The 19,988-nt window shown below is 68.2% G+C and carries 18 protein-coding genes; 9 read left to right on the forward strand and 9 right to left on the reverse strand.

From position 1 onward, the window contains the following. Window positions 1-33: 33 nt before the first annotated feature. Window positions 34-1,497 (reverse strand): threonine synthase, encoded by a 1,464-nt coding sequence (gene thrC, locus ACZ5PP_RS04635; protein ID WP_004304059.1) that lies wholly within the window; start codon window positions 1,495-1,497, stop codon window positions 34-36. 257 nt (window positions 1,498-1,754) lie between these two features. Between thrC and ACZ5PP_RS04640 the strand changes: the two genes are divergently transcribed. Next, entirely contained in the window at window positions 1,755-2,606 is an 852-nt protein-coding gene (locus tag ACZ5PP_RS04640; protein WP_464826812.1) for a tellurite resistance TerB family protein, read from the forward strand. Window positions 2,607-2,663: 57 nt separating this feature from the next. On the opposite strand, the gene ACZ5PP_RS04645 is transcribed toward ACZ5PP_RS04640, so the two are convergent. From ACZ5PP_RS04645 to ACZ5PP_RS04665, 5 genes are all read right to left on the reverse strand, one after another. Beyond that, window positions 2,664-2,876 (reverse strand): dodecin, encoded by a 213-nt coding sequence (locus ACZ5PP_RS04645; protein ID WP_138861100.1) that lies wholly within the window; start codon window positions 2,874-2,876, stop codon window positions 2,664-2,666. Window positions 2,877-2,917: 41 nt separating this feature from the next. Further along, complete coding sequence (locus ACZ5PP_RS04650; RefSeq protein ID WP_004304065.1) at window positions 2,918-3,064, reverse strand: hypothetical protein; 147 nt, start codon at window positions 3,062-3,064, stop codon at window positions 2,918-2,920. Window positions 3,065-3,216: 152 nt separating this feature from the next. Beyond that, window positions 3,217-3,879, reverse strand: a complete 663-nt coding sequence (locus ACZ5PP_RS04655) for an MOSC domain-containing protein (RefSeq protein ID WP_004304067.1) — start codon at window positions 3,877-3,879, stop codon at window positions 3,217-3,219. A 116-nt stretch (window positions 3,880-3,995) separates the two neighbouring features. After that, window positions 3,996-5,303, reverse strand: coding sequence for a homoserine dehydrogenase (locus tag ACZ5PP_RS04660; protein WP_004304068.1), 1,308 nt, complete (start codon window positions 5,301-5,303; stop codon window positions 3,996-3,998). Between the two features lie 66 nt (window positions 5,304-5,369). Further along, the gene (locus tag ACZ5PP_RS04665) at window positions 5,370-6,677 is read right to left on the reverse strand and encodes a pyridoxal phosphate-dependent aminotransferase (RefSeq protein WP_004304070.1); all 1,308 of its coding nucleotides are present in this window, start codon (window positions 6,675-6,677) and stop codon (window positions 5,370-5,372) included. A gap of 152 nt (window positions 6,678-6,829) precedes the next feature. On the opposite strand from ACZ5PP_RS04665, the gene ACZ5PP_RS04670 reads away from it, so the two are divergent. The 7 genes from ACZ5PP_RS04670 to ACZ5PP_RS04700 all read left to right on the forward strand — a co-directional run bounded on the left by ACZ5PP_RS04670 (window position 6,830) and on the right by ACZ5PP_RS04700 (window position 14,352). Continuing rightward, window positions 6,830-7,213, forward strand: coding sequence for an Mth938-like domain-containing protein (locus tag ACZ5PP_RS04670; protein ID WP_004304073.1), 384 nt, complete (start codon window positions 6,830-6,832; stop codon window positions 7,211-7,213). A 145-nt stretch (window positions 7,214-7,358) separates the two neighbouring features. Beyond that, on the forward strand, window positions 7,359-7,814 hold the full coding sequence (locus ACZ5PP_RS04675; protein WP_273421630.1) for a peroxiredoxin: 456 nt from the start codon (window positions 7,359-7,361) through the stop codon (window positions 7,812-7,814). Window positions 7,815-7,920: 106 nt separating this feature from the next. Continuing rightward, a complete protein-coding gene (locus ACZ5PP_RS04680; protein ID WP_004304078.1) occupies window positions 7,921-9,399 on the forward strand; it encodes a PhoH family protein in 1,479 nt (492 codons plus the stop codon). Between the two features lie 74 nt (window positions 9,400-9,473). Then, window positions 9,474-11,375: a DUF294 nucleotidyltransferase-like domain-containing protein gene (locus tag ACZ5PP_RS04685; RefSeq protein ID WP_004304081.1), complete on the forward strand. Its 1,902-nt coding sequence runs from the start codon at window positions 9,474-9,476 to the stop codon at window positions 11,373-11,375. After that, window positions 11,372-12,052 carry a 3'-5' exonuclease gene (locus tag ACZ5PP_RS04690; protein ID WP_464826813.1) on the forward strand — a complete coding sequence of 227 codons (681 nt, stop codon included), beginning with the start codon at window positions 11,372-11,374 and terminating at the stop codon, window positions 12,050-12,052. Before ACZ5PP_RS04685 ends, ACZ5PP_RS04690 begins: the two co-directional genes overlap by 4 nt. Before the next feature lie 44 nt (window positions 12,053-12,096). Then, on the forward strand, window positions 12,097-13,458 hold the full coding sequence (locus ACZ5PP_RS04695) for an IS1380 family transposase (RefSeq protein ID WP_004300513.1): 1,362 nt from the start codon (window positions 12,097-12,099) through the stop codon (window positions 13,456-13,458). A 342-nt stretch (window positions 13,459-13,800) separates the two neighbouring features. Beyond that, window positions 13,801-14,352: a C40 family peptidase gene (locus ACZ5PP_RS04700; RefSeq protein WP_043745772.1), complete on the forward strand. Its 552-nt coding sequence runs from the start codon at window positions 13,801-13,803 to the stop codon at window positions 14,350-14,352. 57 nt (window positions 14,353-14,409) lie between these two features. Here ACZ5PP_RS04700 and ACZ5PP_RS04705 read toward each other — a convergent pair whose 3' ends face one another. Further along, window positions 14,410-14,769: a DUF2325 domain-containing protein gene (locus ACZ5PP_RS04705; RefSeq protein WP_273421635.1), complete on the reverse strand. Its 360-nt coding sequence runs from the start codon at window positions 14,767-14,769 to the stop codon at window positions 14,410-14,412. Between the two features lie 117 nt (window positions 14,770-14,886). Here ACZ5PP_RS04705 and ACZ5PP_RS04710 point away from each other — a divergent pair, with 117 nt between their 5' ends. Next, window positions 14,887-15,900, forward strand: a complete 1,014-nt coding sequence (locus ACZ5PP_RS04710; protein ID WP_004304089.1) for a Fe(3+) ABC transporter substrate-binding protein — start codon at window positions 14,887-14,889, stop codon at window positions 15,898-15,900. Here the strand turns inward: ACZ5PP_RS04710 and ACZ5PP_RS04715 are convergent. Both ACZ5PP_RS04715 and ACZ5PP_RS04720 read right to left on the reverse strand, forming a co-directional pair. Then, on the reverse strand, window positions 15,891-18,035 hold the full coding sequence (locus ACZ5PP_RS04715) for a sensor domain-containing diguanylate cyclase (protein WP_464826814.1): 2,145 nt from the start codon (window positions 18,033-18,035) through the stop codon (window positions 15,891-15,893). The genes ACZ5PP_RS04710 and ACZ5PP_RS04715 overlap by 10 nt on opposite strands. A gap of 209 nt (window positions 18,036-18,244) precedes the next feature. Then, a complete protein-coding gene (locus ACZ5PP_RS04720; RefSeq protein WP_004304093.1) occupies window positions 18,245-19,885 on the reverse strand; it encodes an ABC transporter permease in 1,641 nt (546 codons plus the stop codon). Between the last annotated feature and the right edge of the window lie 103 nt (window positions 19,886-19,988).

Consider the following 19,988-nt stretch of genomic DNA (forward strand, 5'->3'; position numbering starts at 1 on the left):
CCGCCGGCCCGCTCGCCGACGGGGACGCGGCGATCAGGTGCGCTGGGCGATGAAGCGCTTGATCGCGTCGGCGTCGGGCGCCATCACCTCGACGCGCTGCGGCAGTTTCTCGATGCCTTCGAGGTCTGCGGGACGCTCCGGCTCGCGCCCAAGGGCCTCGACGATGGTCTCGGCGAACTTCACCGGCAGCGCGGTCTCCAGCACCAGCACCGGCACGCCCGCAGGTACGTCGGCGGCGCGCTCCCAGGCCACCTTGACGCCGTCGGCGGTGTGGGTGTCGATCATCACGCCGTAGCGCTCGTACACCTTGCGGATGGTCGCCAGGCGATCGGCATGGCTGCTCGCGCCAGACACGAAGCCGAACGCGCCGATGCGGGCGAATTCGTCCGTGCCGGACAGGTCGAAGGCGCGCCCGGCGTCGACCTCGGCCCACAGCGCGGCCACCTTGCTCGGGTCGCGGCCGACCAGGTCGAAGACGAAGCGCTCGAAGTTCGAGGCCTTGGAGATGTCCATCGACGGGCTGGAGGTCACGTGCGTCTCGGCCGCCTTGCGCGGGCGATACACGCCGCTGCGGAAGAACTCGTCGAGCACGTCGTTCTCGTTGGTGGCGAGGATCAGCTTCGCCACCGGCAGGCCCATCTGGCGGGCGATGTGGCCGGCGCAGATGTTGCCGAAGTTGCCCGAGGGCACGCAGAAGGCGACCTGCTCGTCGTTGCTCGTCGTGGCCGCGAAGTAGCCCTTGAAGTAATACACGATCTGCGCCGCGACCCGCGCCCAGTTGATCGAATTCACTGCACCGATCTTGTGCCTGGCCTTGAAGGCGTGATCGTTGGAGACCGCCTTCACGATGTCCTGGGCATCGTCGAACATGCCGGTGACGGCGATGTTGAAGATGTTGTCGTCCTGCAGCGAATACATCTGCGCGCGCTGGAAGGCGCTCATCTTGCCGTGCGGCGACAGCATGAACACACGCACGCCGTGCTTGCCGCGCATCGCGTACTCGGCCGCCGAGCCGGTATCGCCCGAGGTGGCACCGAGGATGTTGATGGTCTCGCCACGCTTCGCGAGCACGTATTCGAAGAGGTTGCCGAGCAGCTGCATGGCCATGTCCTTGAAGGCCAGCGTCGGGCCATTGGACAGCTCGAGCAGGCCGAGGCGGCCGCGGCCGTCGGCATCCTTCTCCAGCCAGTGCACCGGAGTGATGTCGCGCGCGTCGCCGCCCGCGCGCACGTGGCGATAGACCTCGGCGGTGTAGGTCTTGGCGCAGATCGCCTTCAGGTCGACGGCGGGGATGTCGGTGATGAACTTCGACAGGATCGCGAACGCCAGCTCTGCGTAGGACAGGCCGCGCCAGGCGTCGAGCTCGGCGCGCGTCACCTGCGGATAGGTCTCGGGCAGGTAGAGGCCGCCGTCGGGGGCGAGGCCGCCGAGCAGGATGTCGCAGAACTCCGGGTTGGCGGGCTGGCCGGCGTGGCCGCGGGTGGAGAGATACTTCACGTGGGCAGTCCTTCAGGGTGACGTGGTCGGCGCGCGCCGTCCGGCGCAAAGGCTCGATTCTAACGAATTCGGCGGACGAATTCGGCTTGCCGGCACACCCCAACCCCGGCGAGGAGCCCGGACGCCGAACGCGGGAACGACGTCGCGCGCCGCAGCTCCGCACGCGCCCGCGATGTGCAGGACGCCCGAATATGCCGCACGCCCGCGGCCCGCACACCGATACAATGGGACCTTCACATCATGAACGGGAGTCCGCCATGAACCTCGGAAACATCCTCGGCCAGATCCTTCAGCAAGGCATGGGCCAGCAGGGCCGTTCGCGCCTCGACCACGCCATGGGCGCGGGCGGTATCGGAGACGTGCTCGGAGGCATTCTCGGCGGACAGGCGGCGGGCGGCACAGCTGGCAGCGCGGGCGGCGGCCTGGGCGATCTGCTGGGTGGCGTGCTGGGCGGCGGCCGCGGCGGCTCCGCGGCGGGCGGGATGGGAGGCCTGGGCGAGATCCTCGGCGGCGCGCTCGGTGGCGGCCGCAGCACGAGCGGAGGCGGCTTGGGCGATCTGCTCGGCGGCCTGCTCGGAGGCAGCGCCGGGGGCGGCACGGGCACGCGCAGCGGCGGCGGCAACGCCGGCATGGCCATCCTCGCCACCATCGCGATGGCGGCGCTGAAGAACTGGACCGACGGCCGCCGCGCGCAGGCCGCGATGGCACCCGACACGGCGGGCTTCGCCGCCCCCGAACTCGAAACCATGACCGAGCCCGCGACCGCGGAGCTGATCGTGCGCGCGATGATCTCGGCGGCCAAGGCCGACGGCGAAGTGAGCGAGGACGAGATCCAGCGCATCGTCGGCCGCATCGGCACCGACGGCCTGAGCGAGGAGGAGAAGCAGTTCATGATCGCCGAACTGCGTCGCCCGCTCGACCTCGCCGCGCTCGTCGCCGAGGTGCCCAACGAGATGGTGGCGGCCGAGGTCTATGCCGCCTCGCTGCTCGCGATCGAACTCGACACCCCGGCCGAGGCGGCCTACCTGCGCCAGCTCGCCCAGGCACTGCGCCTGGACGGTGCGACGCTGTCCCGCCTGCACGAGATCACCGGCGCCACCGCGATCTGAGCGCGGGTATCGGGCCGCACCGCCGCACGCCAAGCTGGCGCGGCGGCGCGACTCGCCTCACTCGCTCTCGAGCCGGAAGCCCAGCTTCAGCGTGACCTGGAAGTGCGCGACCTTGCCGTCGACCACGTGGCCACGCGTCTCCACCACCTCGAACCAGTCGATGTGGCGGATTGTGCGCGCAGCGGTCTCGATCGCATTGCGGATGGCGGCATCGGTGCTCTCGTGCGAGGTGCCGACGATTTCGACGAGCTTGTAGACGCGATCGGACATCTTGTCCTCCTCTTCGGTGCCGGCCAGCGCCGGATGGCTGTTCAGTCCGCGTCCGGATCCGCGGACCGATCCTCCCCGCGCAATGCCCGCGCAGCCTCGAAGCCGCGCACCGACGCCACATAGCCACGGACGCCGAGCACGGCGATCGCAACCACAATGGCGGTGAAGACGGCGAGCTTGAAGGCCATGCGAAGGCGTCCTGCAGGCAAGGGTTGGGAATCGCGGCACGCGCCTCGCGCGCGCCGCCGTGCTTCAGTCTAGGCGCAAACGCCTGTAGTGTCGCGCGTGCCCGGAGCTCCCGTCACAGCCCACGCGCGCGCCCGCCTCGCCGGCCACTTCCTCACCCCCCCTGCGCGCGCAGCCACGCCGCACGCTCGCGCCAGCGCGTCGCCTTGTCGCCGGCGAGCCCGGGCGCGCCGGCGATGCGTGCGAGCAGCCCGGCATCGGGCCGGTGCGCGCTCACCGTGTCCCAGTAGTCGGCAAGCGTGAGCCAGGGATTGGGACGCTCGAGCAGCTCGATCGTGTCGCCCGCGGCGATCCTGCCCGGCTGCAGCACGCGGTAGTACCAGCCGGTGATCCCCGCCGCCTCGACGAAACGCGAGGCGCCCTCGACCTGCAGACGCAGGTCGATCTTCCAGCACGGCGAGCGCGTCTGGCTCACCTGCACGCGCGCCGCGCCGATGCGCAGCACGTCGCCGATGCACAGCACGTGCTCGTCCAGCCCGTGCGTGCTGATGTTCTCGCCGAGGAAACCCGCACCCAGCGCGGCTGCGCACTGTGGCCACTCGGCGGCCAGCACCGCGTAGTGCTCGACCGGATAGTGGTGCAGCGCCTTCTCGAGGCCGCCGTGGTGGCGCAGGTCGGCCTGCTCGTCGCCCTCCAGCCCGGTCGGCGTCAGCATGACCGGGCCCGCGGCCGGCGACTTGACGATGCCGCTGCGCTCGCCCTCGATCGACAGCAGGCGCACCTTGCCGACGAAGACCTCATCCACCTTGCTCTTCATGTCCCCCAATCCTCCCTGCCTTCCAGGTCGCAGCAATGGCGACCCGGGATGACGTGAACGCAAGAGGCCGCACCCGGGGGCACGGCCTCGTCTTCGATCACGACTCGAAACTGCGCTCAGAGCGCTTCCATACGCAGCTTCACGACCTTGCCCTGCACCACGGGCAGCGCCTCGATGCGCACGATGGCGGCATTGGCGTTCTTTTCCGCGGTCTGGTGGGTCAGCATGATGATGTCGGTGTGCGCCTCGCCCTCGGCCGCCTGCTTCTGGATCAGCGCCTCGATCGAGATCCCGCTGTCGGCCAGGATGCGGGTGATGTCGGCGAGCACGCCCGGCTTGTCCTCGACCCGCATGCGCAGGTAGTAGGAGGTCACGACCTCCTCGATCGGCAGCACCGGAACGTCGTGCACCTGGTCGGGCTGGAAGGCCAGGTGGGGCACGCGGTGCTCGGGGTCGGAGGTGTGCAGGCGGGTGACGTCGACCAGGTCGGCGATCACCGCCGAAGCGGTGGGCTCGGCGCCCGCGCCCTTGCCGTAGTAGAGCGTCGCGCCGACGGCGTCGCCCTGCACCAGCACCGCATTCATCGCACCCTCGACGTTGGCGATGAGGCGCTTCGCCGGAATCAGCGTGGGGTGCACGCGCAGCTCGACGCCGTTCTCGCGGCGGCGGGCGATGCCGAGCAGCTTGATGCGATAGCCGAGCTGTTCGGCGTAGCCGATGTCCACCGAGTCGAGCTTGCTGATGCCCTCGATGTAGGCCTTGTCGAACTGCATCGGGATGCCGAAGGCGATCGCGCTCATGATCGTCGCCTTGTGCGCGGCGTCGACCCCCTCGACGTCGAAGGTCGGATCGGCCTCGGCGTAGCCGAGCGCCTGCGCTTCCTTGAGCACCTCGGCGAAGGGCAGGCCCTTGTCGCGCATCTCGGACAGGATGAAGTTGGTGGTGCCGTTGATGATGCCGGCCAGCCACTCGATGCGGTTGGCGGTGAGGCCTTCGCGCAGCGCCTTGATGATCGGGATGCCGCCCGCGACCGCGGCCTCGAAGGCCACCATCACGCCCTTCTTCTGCGCCGCGGCGAAGATCTCGTTGCCATGCACCGCGAGCAGCGCCTTGTTGGCGGTGACCACGTGCTTGCCGTTCTCGATCGCCTTCAGCACCAGCTCCCGGGCCACGCCGTAGCCGCCGATCAGCTCGACGACGATGTCGATGCCCGGATCGGTGACCACCGAGAAGGCGTCGTCGGTGAGCTTGACCTCGCCGCCGGTCACCTTGCGCGCGAGCTCGAGGTTCTTGTCGGCCACGGTGACGATGCGGATCGGACGGCCGGCGCGCCGGGTGATCTCCTCGGCGTTGCGTTTGAGGACGGTGTAGGTGCCGCCACCGACGGTACCGATGCCAAGGAGGCCAACGTTGATAGGTTTCATTTTGTCCGTGAGGTGTGAGGTGTCAGGAGGGAGGAGCAGGCGGCGCAGCCGCCTTCCGGTGGCGGCTCAGGTGCCGTGACGCTTGCGGTAGTTCTCGAGGAAGCGGGCGATGCGGCCGATGGCGTCGCGCAGGTCGTCCTCGTGCGGCAGGAAGACCAGGCGGAAGTGGTCGGGATGCGGCCAGTTGAAGCCGGAGCCCTGCACCAGCAGCACACGCTCCTCTTCGAGCAGTTCGGCGATGAAGGCCTGGTCGTCCTCGATCGGATAGACCTTGGGATCCAGGCGCGGGAACATGTACAGCGTGGCCTGCGGCTTCACGCAGCTCACGCCTGGGATCTGGTTGATCAGTTCCCAGGCGAGGTCGCGCTGGCGACGCATGCGCCCACCCTCGGCGACCAGGTCGTCGATGCTCTGGTAGCCGCCGAGCGCGGTCTGGATCGCGTACTGGCCGGGCACGTTGGCGCACAGGCGCATCGAGGCCAGCATGTTGAGGCCCTCGATGTAGTCGTTGGCGCGGCGCTTGTCGCCGCACACCACCATCCAGCCCGCGCGGTAGCCGCAGGAGCGGTAGTTCTTCGACAGACCGTTGAAGATGATCGTCAGCACGTCCTCGGACAGCGCCGCCATCGAGGTGTGCCTGACGCCCTCGTAGAGCACCTTGTCGTAGACCTCGTCGGCGTAGAGGATCAGGTCATGCTCGCGGGCAAGCGCGACGATCTGCTTCAGGGTCTCGTCCGGATACACCGCGCCGGTCGGATTGTTCGGGTTGATGACCACGATCGCGCGCGTGTTGGCGTTGATCTTCGCGCGCATGTCGTCGATGTCCGGCAGCCAGCCCTTGGACTCGTCGCACAGGTAATGCACCGGCTTGCCGCCCGACAGGCTCACCGCGGCGGTCCACAACGGGTAGTCGGGCGCCGGCACCAGCACCTCGTCGCCGGCGTCGAGCAGCGCGTTCATCGCCATTACGATGAGCTCGGACACACCGTTGCCGATGTAGATGTCCTCGATGGTGACACCCTTGATGCCCTTCTGCTGGGTGTAGTGCATCACCGCCTTGCGCGCGGAGAAGATGCCCTTGGAGTCCGAGTAGCCCGCCGCGTTGGGCAGGTTGCGGATCATGTCCATCTGGATCTCTTCGGGCGAATCGAAGCCGAACGCGGCGAGGTTGCCGATGTTCAGCTTGATGATCTTGTGCCCCTCGTCCTCCATCTGCTTGGCGCGCACCAGCACCGGGCCGCGGATGTCGTAGCAGACCTCGGCGAGCTTGGCGGACTTGCGGATCGGACGCGGCGCGGCGGCTGCGCCCGCCTCGGCCTTGATCACCGGTTCGGGGGATGCCGCCGCGAGCTCGAGGGTCTTCACCGCTTTCATGCCAGTCCTTCCTGAGAGGTGGAAACGCGCGCCGGAGTTTTCCCGCACGCCAAAAGGTTGATATCTTAGCCGCGCTCCCGCACTGCGGCAATTTGCCCGGGCATCGCGGGCAACCGCCGGCGTGCGCCGCATGCCGCGACCAGGAACGGACGATGAAGCTCTACCAGGACAAGCACGCCAACACCAACGTGATAACCGGCTACGGCGACGACCACGTGATGATCGGGAAGACCCGCCACGAGGGCAACGTGCTCGTCAGCGCCGGGCGGATTGTGGGCGATTGGGCCCCGCAGGCCGGTGGCGACCTCGCAGGACTGACGGCCGAGGATCTCGCGCGCGCAGCCGAACTCGGCGCCGAGATCCTCATCGTCGGCACCGGGCGCCGTCAGCGCTTCCCGCAGCCACCGCTGCTGCGCGGGCTGGTCGAGGCGCGCATCGGCTTCGAGTTCATGGACTTCGCCGCCGCCTGCCGCACCTACAACATCCTCGTGGCCGAAGGCCGCGCGGTCGTGCTCGGACTGCTCCACGAACGCTGAGCGGCGCAACGCGGCGGTAACGCCGCCGCAATACGCTCTTCACCCGGGCAGGCGCTTTCGGCTACCCTGAGGCATACGAAGCACGTGCGCCGGTGCGCTCGCCCCGAGCGCGCAGCCCCGCCGCCCCGACGAACAGGAGACCCGATTGAGCGCCCCCCTCGCCCCCGACTTTTCCCTGCCCGCCACCGCCGGCCACACCGTCACCCTCTCCGCGCTGCGCGGCCGCAAGGTGGTGATCTACTTCTACCCCAAGGACAACACCCCCGGCTGCACCAACGAGACGCGCGACTTCGGCGCGCTGCACGCCGAGTTCGCCGCCGCCGACTGCGCCGTCTTCGGCATCAGCCGCGACAGCCTCAAGAGCCACGAGAACTTCAAGGCCAAGCTCGAACTGCCCTTCGAACTCGTCTCCGACCCCGAGGAACAGGCCTGCGAGGCCTTCGGCGTCATGAAGCTGAAGAACATGTACGGCAAGCAGGTGCGTGGCATCGAGCGCAGCACCTTCCTCATCGACGCCGCGGGCGCGATCGCGCGCGAATGGCGTGGCGTGAAGGTGCCCGGCCACGCCGAGGAAGTGCTCGCCGCCGCGCGCGCGCTCTGATCCTTGCGGCGCCGGCCGCGCACCGCGAGCCGTCCCGCACGCTCGGCGCCCCGGCGCCGCCTCGCCTCTTCCTGCGGCCGTCCTGCCGCCCTCCCGGATCCACGTCATGTCCGCCCTCCGCAAATCCGCCACCTCCCCGTCCCTCCCCGCGGACGCGGGCGAGCCTGCCATCAAGCGTGTCCGCCGTACCCGCAAGGCCCCGGCAGCGTGCAAGCTCTTCGTGCTCGACACCAACGTGCTGATGCACGACCCGACCAGCCTGTACCGCTTCGAGGAGCACGACCTCTACGTGCCGATCATGACGCTGGAGGAACTCGACAACAACAAGAAGGGCACTAGCGAGGTGGCACGCAACGCCCGCCAGGCCAGCCGCATGCTCGACGAGATCGTATGCGCCTCGGAAGACGGCATTGCCGCGGGCATCGCGCTCGAGGGCCCCTCGCGCGGCCAGGCCACCGGACGCCTGCACCTGCAGACCGAGGCGATCGACATCAAGCTGCCGCCGGCCTTGCCGACCGCGCGCGGCGACAACCAGATCCTCGCGGTGGTGATGTTCCTGGTGGAGAAGCACCCCGGGCGCGAGGTCATCCTGGTGTCGAAGGACATCAACATGCGCATCAAGGCCCGTGCGCTCGGGCTCGCCGCGCAGGACTACTTCAACGACAAGGTGCTCGAGGACAGCGACCTGCTGTACACCGGCACCTGCGAGCTGCCCGCCGACTTCTGGGACAGCCACGCGCGCGGCATGCAGTCGTGGAAGGAAGAAGGCCGCAGCTACTACCGCGTCAGCGGGCCGCTCGCCGCCGAGATGCTGGTCAACGAGTTCGTCTATCAGGACGGCGACAACCCGCTGCAGGCCTGGGTGAAGGAAAAGGAAGGCCGCAGCGCCCTCATCGAGACCCTCACCGACTACAGCCACCACAAGAACAACGTCTGGGGCATCACCGCGCGCAACCGCGAGCAGAACTTCGCGCTCAACCTGCTGATGAACCCCGAGATCGACTTCGTCACCCTGCTCGGCCAGGCCGGCACCGGCAAGACCCTGCTGACGCTCGCCGCCGGGCTCACCCAGGTGCTGGAGTCGAAGCGCTACAGCGAGATCATCATGACCCGCGTCACCGTTCCGGTGGGCGAGGACATCGGCTTCCTGCCCGGCACCGAGGAAGAAAAGATGGCACCCTGGATGGGCGCGCTCGAGGACAACCTCGACGTGCTCAACGGCACCGCCGGCGAGGGCGGCGACTGGGGTCGCGCGGCCACCCGCGACCTCATCCGCAGCCGCATCAAGATCAAGAGCCTGAACTTCATGCGCGGCCGCACTTTCCTCAACAAGTTCCTCATCATCGACGAGGCGCAGAACCTCACGCCCAAGCAGATGAAGACCCTGATCACGCGCGCCGGCCCCGGCACCAAGGTGGTCTGCATGGGCAACATCGCGCAGATCGACACGCCCTACCTCACCGAGGGTTCTTCGGGCCTCACCTTCGTGGTCGACCGCTTCAAGGGCTGGGCCCACTCCGGCCACATCACCCTGCAGCGCGGCGAACGCTCCCGCCTCGCCGACCACGCCGCCGAGGTGCTCTGACGCAGCCGTCGCGGCTCGCCGCTCCCGCGATGCGCGCGCCTATAATGTGTGATTGCTTCGATCCCGGTCCGCCCATGAGCAACGACGCCGCCGACCTGCTGGTGGGAGCCAGCATGGATTTCCTGCGCAACTTCTCCCCCTTCAACCGCATGGAGCCGGGGGCGCTCACCTTTCTCGCCGAGCGCGCGGTGCTCGCCTTCCATGCCCGTGGCAGCGAGATCCTGACGCCCGAATCGGGTGTGCCGTCGCACTTCTACATCGTCCAGCGCGGCAAGATCCAGGCCCGGCAGACCGGCCAGACCACGGTCACCGAGTACACCAGCCTCACCCTCGGGCCGGGCGAGTGCTTCCCGATCGGCGCCATCTCCGCGCGCCGCCCCTCGACCAACGCCTACGTGGCGGTCGAGGACAGCTTCTGCTTCCAGATCAGCGCCGACGACTTCCTGCATCTGATGCAGATCAGCCCGGTGTTCCACCTCTTCTGCACGCAGTACATCGCCAGCCTGCTCAGCCAGTCGCGCCAGCAGCTGCAGAGCACGTTCGCCCAGCGCGCCGCCGAGCAGCAGACCATGACCACGGCGCTCGGCAAGTTGATCGAGAAGGAGGCGGTCTTCGTCACCCCCGATACGCCGACGCGCAGCGCGCTCGAGCGCATGTCCGAGCTGCATCTCGGCTGCATGGTGGTGGTGGACGCGGAACGCCGCCCGGTCGGCATCCTGACCCAGAGCGACCTGCTGCCGCGCGTGATCCTCGCCGGCTTCGACCTCGCGCGCCCGATCGGCGAGCTGATGACCGCCAATCCGCACCAGCTGCCGGCGAGCGCCTCGGCCTACGACGCGGCCCTGGAGATGGCCACCCACGGCGTGCGCCACCTGCTCGTGGTCGACTCCGACAGCGTGCTGCTGGGCGTGGTCTCCGAGCGCGACCTGTTCTCGCTGCAGCGCATCAGCCTGCGCCAGATCCGCGCCGGCATCGACAACGCCGCCGACATCGAGGCCCTGCAGCGTGCGAGCAAGGACATCCGTCAGCTGGCGCTGAACCTGATCGCCCAGGGCATCGGCGCCGAGCAGCTCACGCAGTTCATCTCGGCGCTCAACGACGCGCTGACGCGCCGCATCATCATCCTGGCGCGTGAACGCCACGAGCTGGTGGGGATCGACTTCGCCTGGCTCGCCTTCGGCTCCGAGGGCCGCCACGAGCAGACCCTGTCCACCGACCAGGACAACGGGATCATCTTCCGCTGCGCCGAGCCGAAGCAACTCAAGGACACGCGCGCCCGCCTGGTCGAGTTCGCGCGCACGGTCAACGAAGACCTCGCGGCCTGCGGCTTCCCGCTGTGCAAAGGCAACATCATGGCGAGCAACCCCGAGCTCTGCCTGACCCTCGACGAGTGGAAGTCGCGCTTCGGCGACTGGATCCGCGAGCCCGACCCGCAGGCCCTGCTCAACGCCTCGATCTTCTTCGACTTCCGCGTGCTCTACGGCAACGAACGCTTCGGCGACCAGCTGCGCAGCGCGCTCAACAAGGGTGCCAAGGGCAACAGCGCCTTCCTGCGCATGATGGCCGCCAACGCCCTCAAGGTCATGCCCCCGCTCGGGCGCATCCGCGACTTCGTGGTGGATGAAGACGGCACCATCGACATGAAGAAATCCGGCGCCCGCCTGTTCGTCGATGTGGCCCGCATCCTCGCCCTGCGCACCGGCGTGGAGTCGAGCAGCACGGTGCAGCGCCTGCGCCAGGGCAGCACCAAGATCGGCGGCATGAGTCCGGAGGAAGTCTCGGCCATCATCGACGGCTTCAACTTCATTCAGTTGCTGCGCCTGCGTTCGCAGCACCTCGAGACCGAGCACGACTCCGCCGAGGACAACCGCATCGACCCCGAATCGCTCAACGAACTCGACCGCCGCATCCTCAAGGAAGCCTTCCGCCAGGCGCGCAAGCTCCAGCTGCGGCTTAAACTCGATTACCAACTATGAGCTGGCTCTCTCGCCTGAAGAACGCCCGCGGCAACCAGCCGCCGCTGAGCGCCGAGGCCGAGCGCGCGCTCGAGGCTTGGCATGCGCTCGCCGAGTCCGTGCACGAACAGCCTCATTTCGAGTCGCGCTACGTGGTGCTCAACACCGAGGCCACCGGCCTCGACCTCGAACGCGACCGCCTGCTCGCGGTCGGCGCCATCGCCGTCGACGGCGGCCTGCTGCACCCGCAGGACGCCTATCACGCGCAGCTCGAGCCCTTGCCCGGCGATGCGCTCGCCGGGCTGCTCGGCTTCGCCCGCAACAGCCCGCTTGTCGTGTTCAACGCCACCTTCAACCGCACGATACTCGAGCGCGCGTTCTCGAGAATGCTCGGCTTCACGCCAGAGTTCCTCTGGATCGACCTCTATTTCCTGCTGCCCTCGCTGTTTCCCGAGCGGCTGGAACGCCCCGGTCGGCTCGCCGACTGGATGGCCGCCTTCGAGATCGAGACCTTCCAGCGCCACCACGCGCTCGGCGACGCCTGGGCGATCGCGCAACTCTTCCTCGCGGCGCAGTCGCGCGCACTCTCGCTCGCGGTCACCAGTCCGCGCGCGCTTGCCGAGCACGCCCAGGCCTACCGGCAAAAGATCAACCTGAATCCGTGTTCGTTTAGCCGGAAATCCAGCCTAACGCATTGATGTAATTGTACAATTACGCATCCGACTCATTCACCCAACCGACCATGCCGCGCTTCGAAGTCAAGCAATCCGCCAAGCTCAACCTGACCTCGTACTCGGGCCTGGCGCTGATCGGGCAGTGCTGCCAGGCGGCACAGGTTCAGGCGGTGATCGACCCGAGGCTGCCAGTGTCGCAGGGCATGCTGAGCTCGGATCTGGTCAAGTCGGTGGTCGGGCTGCTGAGCCTGGGCAAGAGCGACTTCGAGGCGATCGAGCCGTTTCGCGGCGACCGCTTCTTCAAGGAAGCGCTCGGGCTCGCCAAGGTGCCCGGCAGCGTGTGGATGCGCCAACGGCTCGATGCCCGCGCGGCCGAGCTGCGCGAGCTGACCGACGAGCTGAGCCTGCGCCTGCTCGAGCGCACCGAGGCGCCGATCACGGCGCACAAGGGCTACGTCTGCGCCGACCTGGACACCTTCGTGATGGACAACTCCGACACCAAGAAGGAAGCGGTCAGCCGCACCTACCAGGGTGTCGACGGCTACACGCCGATCGCGCTGTACCTGGGCAACGAGGGCTGGAACCTCGGCCTGGAACTGCGCGCGGGTTCGCACCACTCGGCGCTGGAGACGGAGTATTTCTTCGAGCGCGCGCTCCCGCGCCTGCGCCGGGTGTGCGCCGCCGATGCGAAGCTGCTGTGGCGCGCCGATAGCGGCTTCGATAGCGCGCGGCTGCTGTTCGCGCTGGCCGACGAGCGCGATCGCTGGGCCGAACTCGGGCGTTCGTTCGATTACCTCACCAAGTGGAACCCGCGCCGCCAGGACAAGACCGCCTGGGTGGATCGGGCCGAGGCCGCCGGTGCGTTCGAAGAAGCGCGCGTGGGCAAGCGGGTGGGGCTGCTGGACCTGAAGATCGATCGTGCCTGGAAGAAGGCCAAGCGCACGCTGCGCCTGGTGGTGCGGGTGACCGAGCGCACCATCGACAAGAAGGGCCAGCACCTGCTGGCGCCCGAGATCGAGATCGAAGGCTGGTGGACCAGCCTCGATGGGGCGATGGCCGAGGTGATCGAGCTCTACAAGCACCACGGCACGCACGAGCAGTTCCACTCCGAGATCAAGACCGACCTGGACCTCGAGCGCCTGCCCTCGGGTAAGTTCGACACCAACGACGCGGTCGTGCATCTGGCCGCATTCGCCTACAACTGCCTGCGCCTGATCGGCCAGCTCGGGCTGGCCGGCGAGCTCTCGCCGATCCGCCACCCGGCCAAGCGCCGGCGCATCAAGACGGTGCTGCAGGAGGTGATGTACCGCGCGGCGAAGTTCGTCGAACACGCCCGGCGCCTGGTGCTGGACTTCGGGCGCGGCGTGGCCGCGCATGTGAAGGTGTTCACCACGGTGCAGGCGCGACTGTGCGCGGTGGCTTCGCCGTGATGCAAATCCGGCGGCCGAATTCTCCGAATCGAGGCCATTTCGCTGCGGCGGAAGGGCGACGGCCGCGCGGGAGAAGGGAAATGACATAGCGCACCCGCCGGAAGCCCGGCTCGCCGGCGCTCCGGGCCATGAAAGGACGGCGCTCGGGGCTGCGGTGAGCTGAGATTGGGAGTCAGGCAGCAGAAGAATCATGCGCTGGGGCTCGCGGAGCGGGTATGCGCTGTAGAGAACACGGATTCAGGATCAAGGTCTGAAAGCAGGCCGACAAGAACCGGGACGAATGCGTCCGACAGGCGCAGATTTCCCTTTACACCGGATAGCTCGATGCGTATATTTCCGCGAATGTTTTTCCGGACATCCCTACCTGCCCTGCTCGCCTCCTTCGCGCTCGCCCTTCCCGCCCAAGCCGCGGAGCCGGCCCCGGCGCAGCGCGAGCACGCCTTCCAGGCGTCTTCGGCGTTCGAGGAGTACACCACGGCCGCCGAACAACTGGTCGACGAGGCGCTCTCCTACCTGGGTATCCGCTATCGCTTCGGAGGCACTTCGCCGGCGACCGGCTTCGATTGCAGCGGACTCGTGCTCAACGTGTTCCGTAATGCCGTCGGGCTCGACCTGCCGCGGAGCGCGAGCGAGATGGCGAGCCTGGGCGACAAGATCGGCAAGCAGGACCTCAAGCCGGGCGACCTGGTGTTCTTCAACACCATGCGACGCACCTTCTCGCACGTCGGCATCTATCTCGGCGACGGCAAGTTCGTGCATGCCCCCTCGAGCGGCGGCAAGGTTCGCGTCGAGAACATCTCCGCGACGTACTGGGCCAAACGCTTCAACGGCGCCCGCCGGCTGGTCGATGAGGAATCGCTCGGTCTCAGCGCCCAGGTGATGCGCACGCACTGAGCGCCGGCGAGGAACACGCCGAGGAAGAGGCCCCGCATGCCGGGGCCTCTTGCTTTTTCAGCCGGCAGATGACGCCCGCCGGCGCCCACCGGATGCCTTCTCGCAGCGCCGCGGGCATTCGTCGCAGCGCGAACCCATCTGCCGATCGAGCGCCTGCTGCAGCGCGCAGGTGGAACGCCGGCAGCACACCACCTGCACGCCCTGCTTGCCTGCGGCCTCACGGAAGCGCTGCATGACGTTGTGGCCGAGAAAATCGGTGAACAGGATCACCAGCCCGATCCCGCTCGGCAAGGGCGTGCTGCGGCGCTGGTGCGTCGTGTCGCGGCCGCTGACGTGGGCGGCGATGCGGATGCCGAAGTTGTGCAGAACATCCGGGATGTTGCCGAGGCGGTCGGCACCGACGAGCAGCGCATTCATGGAATCTCCTTGTTGAGAACATTTCTCAACAATAATGAAGTGAATGCGATCCATTTGCAACTGCGAACCTTTATCGTTAGTATCGTCGCACCGCAAACACACCAAGGTTCGCACACCATGAGCAAGAAAGTCCTCATCGCCTCGATCATCGCCGCCTTCGGTCTCACCGGCACCGTCACCGCCGCCGAGCTGAACGTCTACTCCGCCCGCCACTACCAGACAGACGAAGAGCTCTACGGCAATTTCACCAAGCAGACCGGGATCAAGATCAACCGCATCGAGGCGAAGGAAGACGAACTGCTCGAGCGCATCCGCAACGAGGGCGCCAACAGTCCGGCCGACATCTTCGTCACCGTCGATGCCTCGCGCCTGGCGAAGGCCGACGAACTCGGCATCTTCCGGCCGGTGAAGTCCGCCGCGCTCGAGGCCCGCATCCCCGCCCACCTGCGCGCACCGAACTGGTTTTCCTACTCGACCCGCGCACGCGTGATCGTCTACAACCCGGACATGGTCAAGGCCGAGCAGGTGCAGACCTACGAGCAGCTCGCCGACCCCGCGCTCAAGGGCCAGGTGTGCACCCGCTCGGGCAGCCACCCCTACAACCTCTCGCTCGGCGCCGCCATGATCAAGCACAACGGCGCGGAAGCAACCGAGAACTGGGCCCGGGGCATCGTCGCCAACTTCGCACGCGCGCCCAAGGGCGGCGACACCGACCAGATCCGCGCCGTGGCCGCGGGCGAGTGCGGCGTGGCCATCGCCAACAGCTACTACCTCGCCCGCCTGATGAACTCGGACAAGCGCGAAGACCAGGCCGTGGTCGCGAAGATCAAGGCGGTGTGGCCGAACCAGGCGACCTGGGGCACCCACATCAACGTGTCCGGCGCCGGCATGCTCGAGCACGCGCCGAACAAGGAGGCCGCGGTCAAGTTCCTCGAGTATCTCGCCTCGGACCAGGCGCAGGAATACTTCGCCAACGGCAACAACGAATGGCCGGCGGTGCCGAGCGTGAAGGTGGACAACCCCGCGCTGAAGAAGCTCGGCGAGTTCAAGGCCGACACCCTGCCGATCGGCGAGCTCGCCGACACGGTGGCCGAGGCCCAGCGCATCTTCGACCGCGCCGGCTACCGCTGATCCGCAGCCCCTGCGGCGGCCCCCTCGCTGACGGGCTCGCCGCAGGGCGCACCGGCACTCGCCGGCGCCAGCACGACGCGGTTACGCCCGGCGTGCTTGGCCGCGTACAAGGCCTCGTCGGCGCGCGCATAGGCGGCCTCGTAGCCCTCGTCGGCCGCGTCCAGCATGGTCGCGCCGATGCTGACCGAATAGTGCAGCGCCCCCGAGTCGACGCTGGCCGGCGAATCCGCCACCACCCTGCGCAGCCGGTCCGCCGCCCGCACCGCGCCGAGCGCGTCGATGCTGGGAAGCAGGACCGCGAACTCCTCCCCGCCCAGGCGTGCGAACACGTCGGCCTCGCGCAACTGCGCGCTCACCGTCGCGGTGAAATGGCGCAGCACCTCGTCACCCGCGGCATGGCCGTGGGTGTCGTTGATGCGCTTGAAGAAGTCGAGATCCATCAGCAGCAGCGCTGCCGGCGCCTGGTTGCGGCGCACGCGTCCGAGTTCGCCGCGCACGACCTCGACGAAGTGGCGGCGATTCCATAGCCCGGTGAGCGGATCGCTGGTGGCCAGCTGCAGCAGGCTCTCCTCCATCGCCTTGCGCTGCGAGATGTCCTGGTGGATGCCGACCATGCGCAGCGCCTCCCCGCCCGCGCCGCGATCGAGTACGCGGCCCGCCGCGAGCACCCAGACCCAGTGCCCGCTCTTGTGCTTGAGGCGGTATTCCGCGCGATAGGCATCCTTGATGCCGCGCAGGTGCGGCTCGAGCGAGTCGCGGATGTCGTACCAGTCGTCCGGATGCACCAGGGACTCCCAGCTCGATACATTCGCCGGCAGCTCCTCCGCTGCATAGCCGAGCATCCTGCACCACATCGGGCTGAAATTCGCTCGCCCGCTCGGCACGTCCCAGTCCCAAAAACCGAGCTCGGCACCTTCGAGTGCGAGCATCAGGCGGCGTTCGCGCTCGGCGATCTGCTCGCGCACCCGGCGCCGTTCGGTGAAGTCCCGGCTGACGCGGATCTCGCCGAGCTGCACGCCGTCGAGGTCGAAATAGGGGGTGCGCAAGGTGTCGAGCAGACGTAGCGTTCCGTCCGCCGCCTCCAGCCACTCCTCGTGGTTCTCTGCGCAGCTCACGGTGTCCTGGCCGGCCCCGGCGAGCGGCAGCCGCCCCGCGAACACCTCGCCGTCGCTGCGCCCGACCAGGGCCGCCTCGCGGATCCCGTAGGCCTCGGCGAAGGCCTTGTTGCAGCCCAGGTAACGGCCTTCCCGATCGCGGAAGGCGATCAGGTCGGGCACCGAATCGATCAGCCCGCGCAGCAGCGCCCGCTCGGCCGCCAGCGTCCGCTGCGGCGCACGCACGCCGGACACGAACACCGCGCGATAGATCATCGCGAACGCCGCCACCTTGTAGGCGTGCCCGAGCACGTTGTAAAGGTCGGCGACCGCGGCATAACGCGCGAAATGCAGCTCGGCCAGCGCCATCGTCGCCGCGGCGGCGGCCAGCCAGCCAGCGGCGGATTCGCCGTCCGCCAGCGCGCGGCGCGCGAGCAAGATCGCGGCAGCAAGGTGCAGCAGCACGAGCCCACCCTCCAGCACGCTCTTTAACGGGGTGACGCCCTGCCCCTCGATGAAGGTCGCCGGCAAGACCTGCGGGTGCGCGAGGACGAGCCAGCTCCAGCCGAAGGCGACGCCGAAGGCGACGCCGATCGCAGCGAGGACGGCCCAGGCCGCGGCGGATCCGCCGCCATCGCGCTCCGGCAGCACGGCATGGGCGAGCAGACCCAGCACACCGAGCAGACGCGCCATCAGCCAGAAGGCGATCGCCTTGTCCGCGCTGTTGGGCGTGAAGAAGGGCGGCATGCCCGGAAAGGACATCAGGTGGGCGAAATCGAGCAGCCCCACCGCGAGGCAGGCTGCGCCGAGCCAGACCAGCCGTGCCCCGCGCGCGCTGCGGCGCAGGTTCCAGCCAAGCGCGAACACCATCCCGGCGACCACGAGCGAGAAGATCTCCAGCCCTGAATGCAGCGGCAGGTAATCGCGCGCATCGGCGAACAGGCGCACCGGCGGCATGAAGACGCTGAGGACGAAGAGCACCCCGAGCAGGCCGGTGGCCTGCAGCGGACGACGGAAGCGGTGCAGCACCGAGGTCGCCAAGATCAACGCGCCTCGGGCACACCGCAGGAGCGTGGTTTGCCCCCCCAGCCGGAAGGCATGGTATGGACGACCCGGGCAGCTTGCCGAGCGCTGCACGGGACGAAGATTGAAGGACGCGGGGACATCGCGTAATTATGCATGATCGACCCGCGACCGCCGCCGCGGCAGCGCACCCCGCGTGCATTATTTCGCGTCGGCAGGCACCTCGCTCAGCCCTCCCGACGGCGCACGCGCAGGATCTGGCGCGAAATCCAGAACATCGGCAGCAAGCCCACCGCCACGATGATCAGCGCCGCGGTCGAGGCTTCGGCCAGGCGCTCGTCGGCCGCAAGCGTGTGCGCCTGGGTGGCGAGGGTGTCGAAGTTGAAGGGTCGGATCACCAGCGTGGCGGGCAGCTCCTTCATGACATCGACGAACACCAGCAGGCCGGCGGTGAGCAGGCTACCGCGCAGCATCGGCATGTGCACCCGCCTCAGCGTCGCCCACTTGCCGAAGCCCAGGCTGCGCGAGGCGTCGTCCATGTTGGGGGTGATCTTGCCCAGGCTGGACTCGACCGTCTGCAGCGCCACTGCGAGGAAGCGCGCCAGGTACGCGTAGATCAGCGCGGCGATGCCGCCGGTGAGCAGCAGCCCGGGGTTCGTCCCCCACAACGCCTCCCAGCCCTGGGCCAGCCAGCGATCCACCCGGGTCAGCGGGATCAGCACGCCCACCGCGATCACCGAGCCGGGCACCGCGTAGCCCAGTCCGACGATGCGGTTGAGCACCTGCGGCAGGCGCGAGCGCGCCAAGCGTGCGGCGTAGGCGAGCAGCACTGCGAGCAGCACCGCCACCACCGCGGTGATCGCCGCGAGCACGAAGCTGTTGTGCGCCAGCTCGACGAAGCGCGCGCCGAACTGGGCATCGCCCTCAAGGAAGGCCATGCGCAGCAGCAGCGCCGCCGGCAGCAGGAAGCCGAGCAGCAGCGGCATGAAGCAGGCGAACGCGGCGAGCACACCGAGCGCCAGCGGCAGGCGCAGCCGCACCGGCATCGCCACCTGGCGCGAGGTGTTGTTGAAGCGCGCCCGCCCGCGCGACATGCGCTCCAGGGTCAGCACCAGGACCACGAAGGCGAGCAGCGCGGCCGACAGCTGCGCGGCGGCGATGCGGTCGCCGAGCGAGAACCAGGCGCGATAGATGCCGGTGGTGAAGGTCTGCACGCCGAAGTAGGACACGGTGCCGAAGTCGGCCAGCGTCTCCATCAGCGCCAGCGCGGTGCCGGCCACCACCGCCGGGCGCGCCAGCGGCAGGGAGACGCGGAAGAACGAGCCCCACGGACCCAGCCCGAGCGTGCGCCCGGCCTCGAGCATCCCGCCCGCACGCTCCAGGAAGGCGGTGCGCGCGATCATGTAGACATACGGGTAGAGCACGAACATGAACATCGCCACCGCGCCGCCGACGGTGCGCACGTCGGGGAACCAGTAGTCGCCGCGCCCCCATCCGAAGGTCTCGCGCAGCCAGCCCTGCACCGGGCCGACGAACTGGAGAAAATCGGTATACACGTAGGCCATCACATAGGCCGGCATCGCCAGCGGCAGCACCAGCGCCCACTCCAGGAAGCGCCGCCCGGGAAAGTCCAGCATCGTCGTCAGCCAGGCCGAGGTCACGCCGATCGACGACACCCCCAGGCCGACGCCGATGCATAGCACCACGGTGTTGAACACGAACTCGCCGAGCACCGTGTCGGCCAGGTGCGACCAAGTCGCTCCGGTGTCGCCGGCGAGCACGTTGGAGAACACCGACAGCACCGGCGCCGCGATCAGCGTGGCCACCACGACCGCCAGCACTGTCAGCGAAGAAAACCGAATGCGCATCGCGCCCTGCCCTGCCGTCGAATCCATGCCGTTCCCATGATTGCGCCCCGGCGCCGGAAATCGGCCCCCGCGAACTGAGCGAATTATAATTGATCGCATTTGG

This window comes from Thauera sp. DNT-1 (assembly GCF_055393985.1).

Bases quoted from the DNA above. Each gene is read 5' to 3' on its own strand.
- ACZ5PP_RS04705 (WP_273421635.1), bottom strand. From the start codon at position 14,769: ATGAATGCGCTGCTCGTCGGTGCCGACCGCCTCGGCAACATCCCGGAT.
- ACZ5PP_RS04720 (WP_004304093.1), bottom strand. From the start codon at position 19,885: ATGCGCATTCGGTTTTCTTCGCTGACAGTGCTGGCGGTCGTGGTGGCC.
- ACZ5PP_RS04680 (WP_004304078.1), top strand. From the start codon at position 7,921: ATGTCCGCCCTCCGCAAATCCGCCACCTCCCCGTCCCTCCCCGCGGAC.
- ACZ5PP_RS04700 (WP_043745772.1), top strand. From the start codon at position 13,801: ATGTTTTTCCGGACATCCCTACCTGCCCTGCTCGCCTCCTTCGCGCTC.
- ACZ5PP_RS04650 (WP_004304065.1), bottom strand. From the start codon at position 3,064: ATGGCCTTCAAGCTCGCCGTCTTCACCGCCATTGTGGTTGCGATCGCC.
- ACZ5PP_RS04695 (WP_004300513.1), top strand. From the start codon at position 12,097: ATGCCGCGCTTCGAAGTCAAGCAATCCGCCAAGCTCAACCTGACCTCG.
- ACZ5PP_RS04670 (WP_004304073.1), top strand. From the start codon at position 6,830: ATGAAGCTCTACCAGGACAAGCACGCCAACACCAACGTGATAACCGGC.
- ACZ5PP_RS04665 (WP_004304070.1), bottom strand. From the start codon at position 6,677: ATGAAAGCGGTGAAGACCCTCGAGCTCGCGGCGGCATCCCCCGAACCG.
- ACZ5PP_RS04710 (WP_004304089.1), top strand. From the start codon at position 14,887: ATGAGCAAGAAAGTCCTCATCGCCTCGATCATCGCCGCCTTCGGTCTC.
- ACZ5PP_RS04645 (WP_138861100.1), bottom strand. From the start codon at position 2,876: ATGTCCGATCGCGTCTACAAGCTCGTCGAAATCGTCGGCACCTCGCAC.
- ACZ5PP_RS04640 (WP_464826812.1), top strand. From the start codon at position 1,755: ATGAACCTCGGAAACATCCTCGGCCAGATCCTTCAGCAAGGCATGGGC.
- ACZ5PP_RS04685 (WP_004304081.1), top strand. From the start codon at position 9,474: ATGAGCAACGACGCCGCCGACCTGCTGGTGGGAGCCAGCATGGATTTC.
- ACZ5PP_RS04690 (WP_464826813.1), top strand. From the start codon at position 11,372: ATGAGCTGGCTCTCTCGCCTGAAGAACGCCCGCGGCAACCAGCCGCCG.
- ACZ5PP_RS04655 (WP_004304067.1), bottom strand. From the start codon at position 3,879: ATGAAGAGCAAGGTGGATGAGGTCTTCGTCGGCAAGGTGCGCCTGCTG.
- ACZ5PP_RS04660 (WP_004304068.1), bottom strand. From the start codon at position 5,303: ATGAAACCTATCAACGTTGGCCTCCTTGGCATCGGTACCGTCGGTGGC.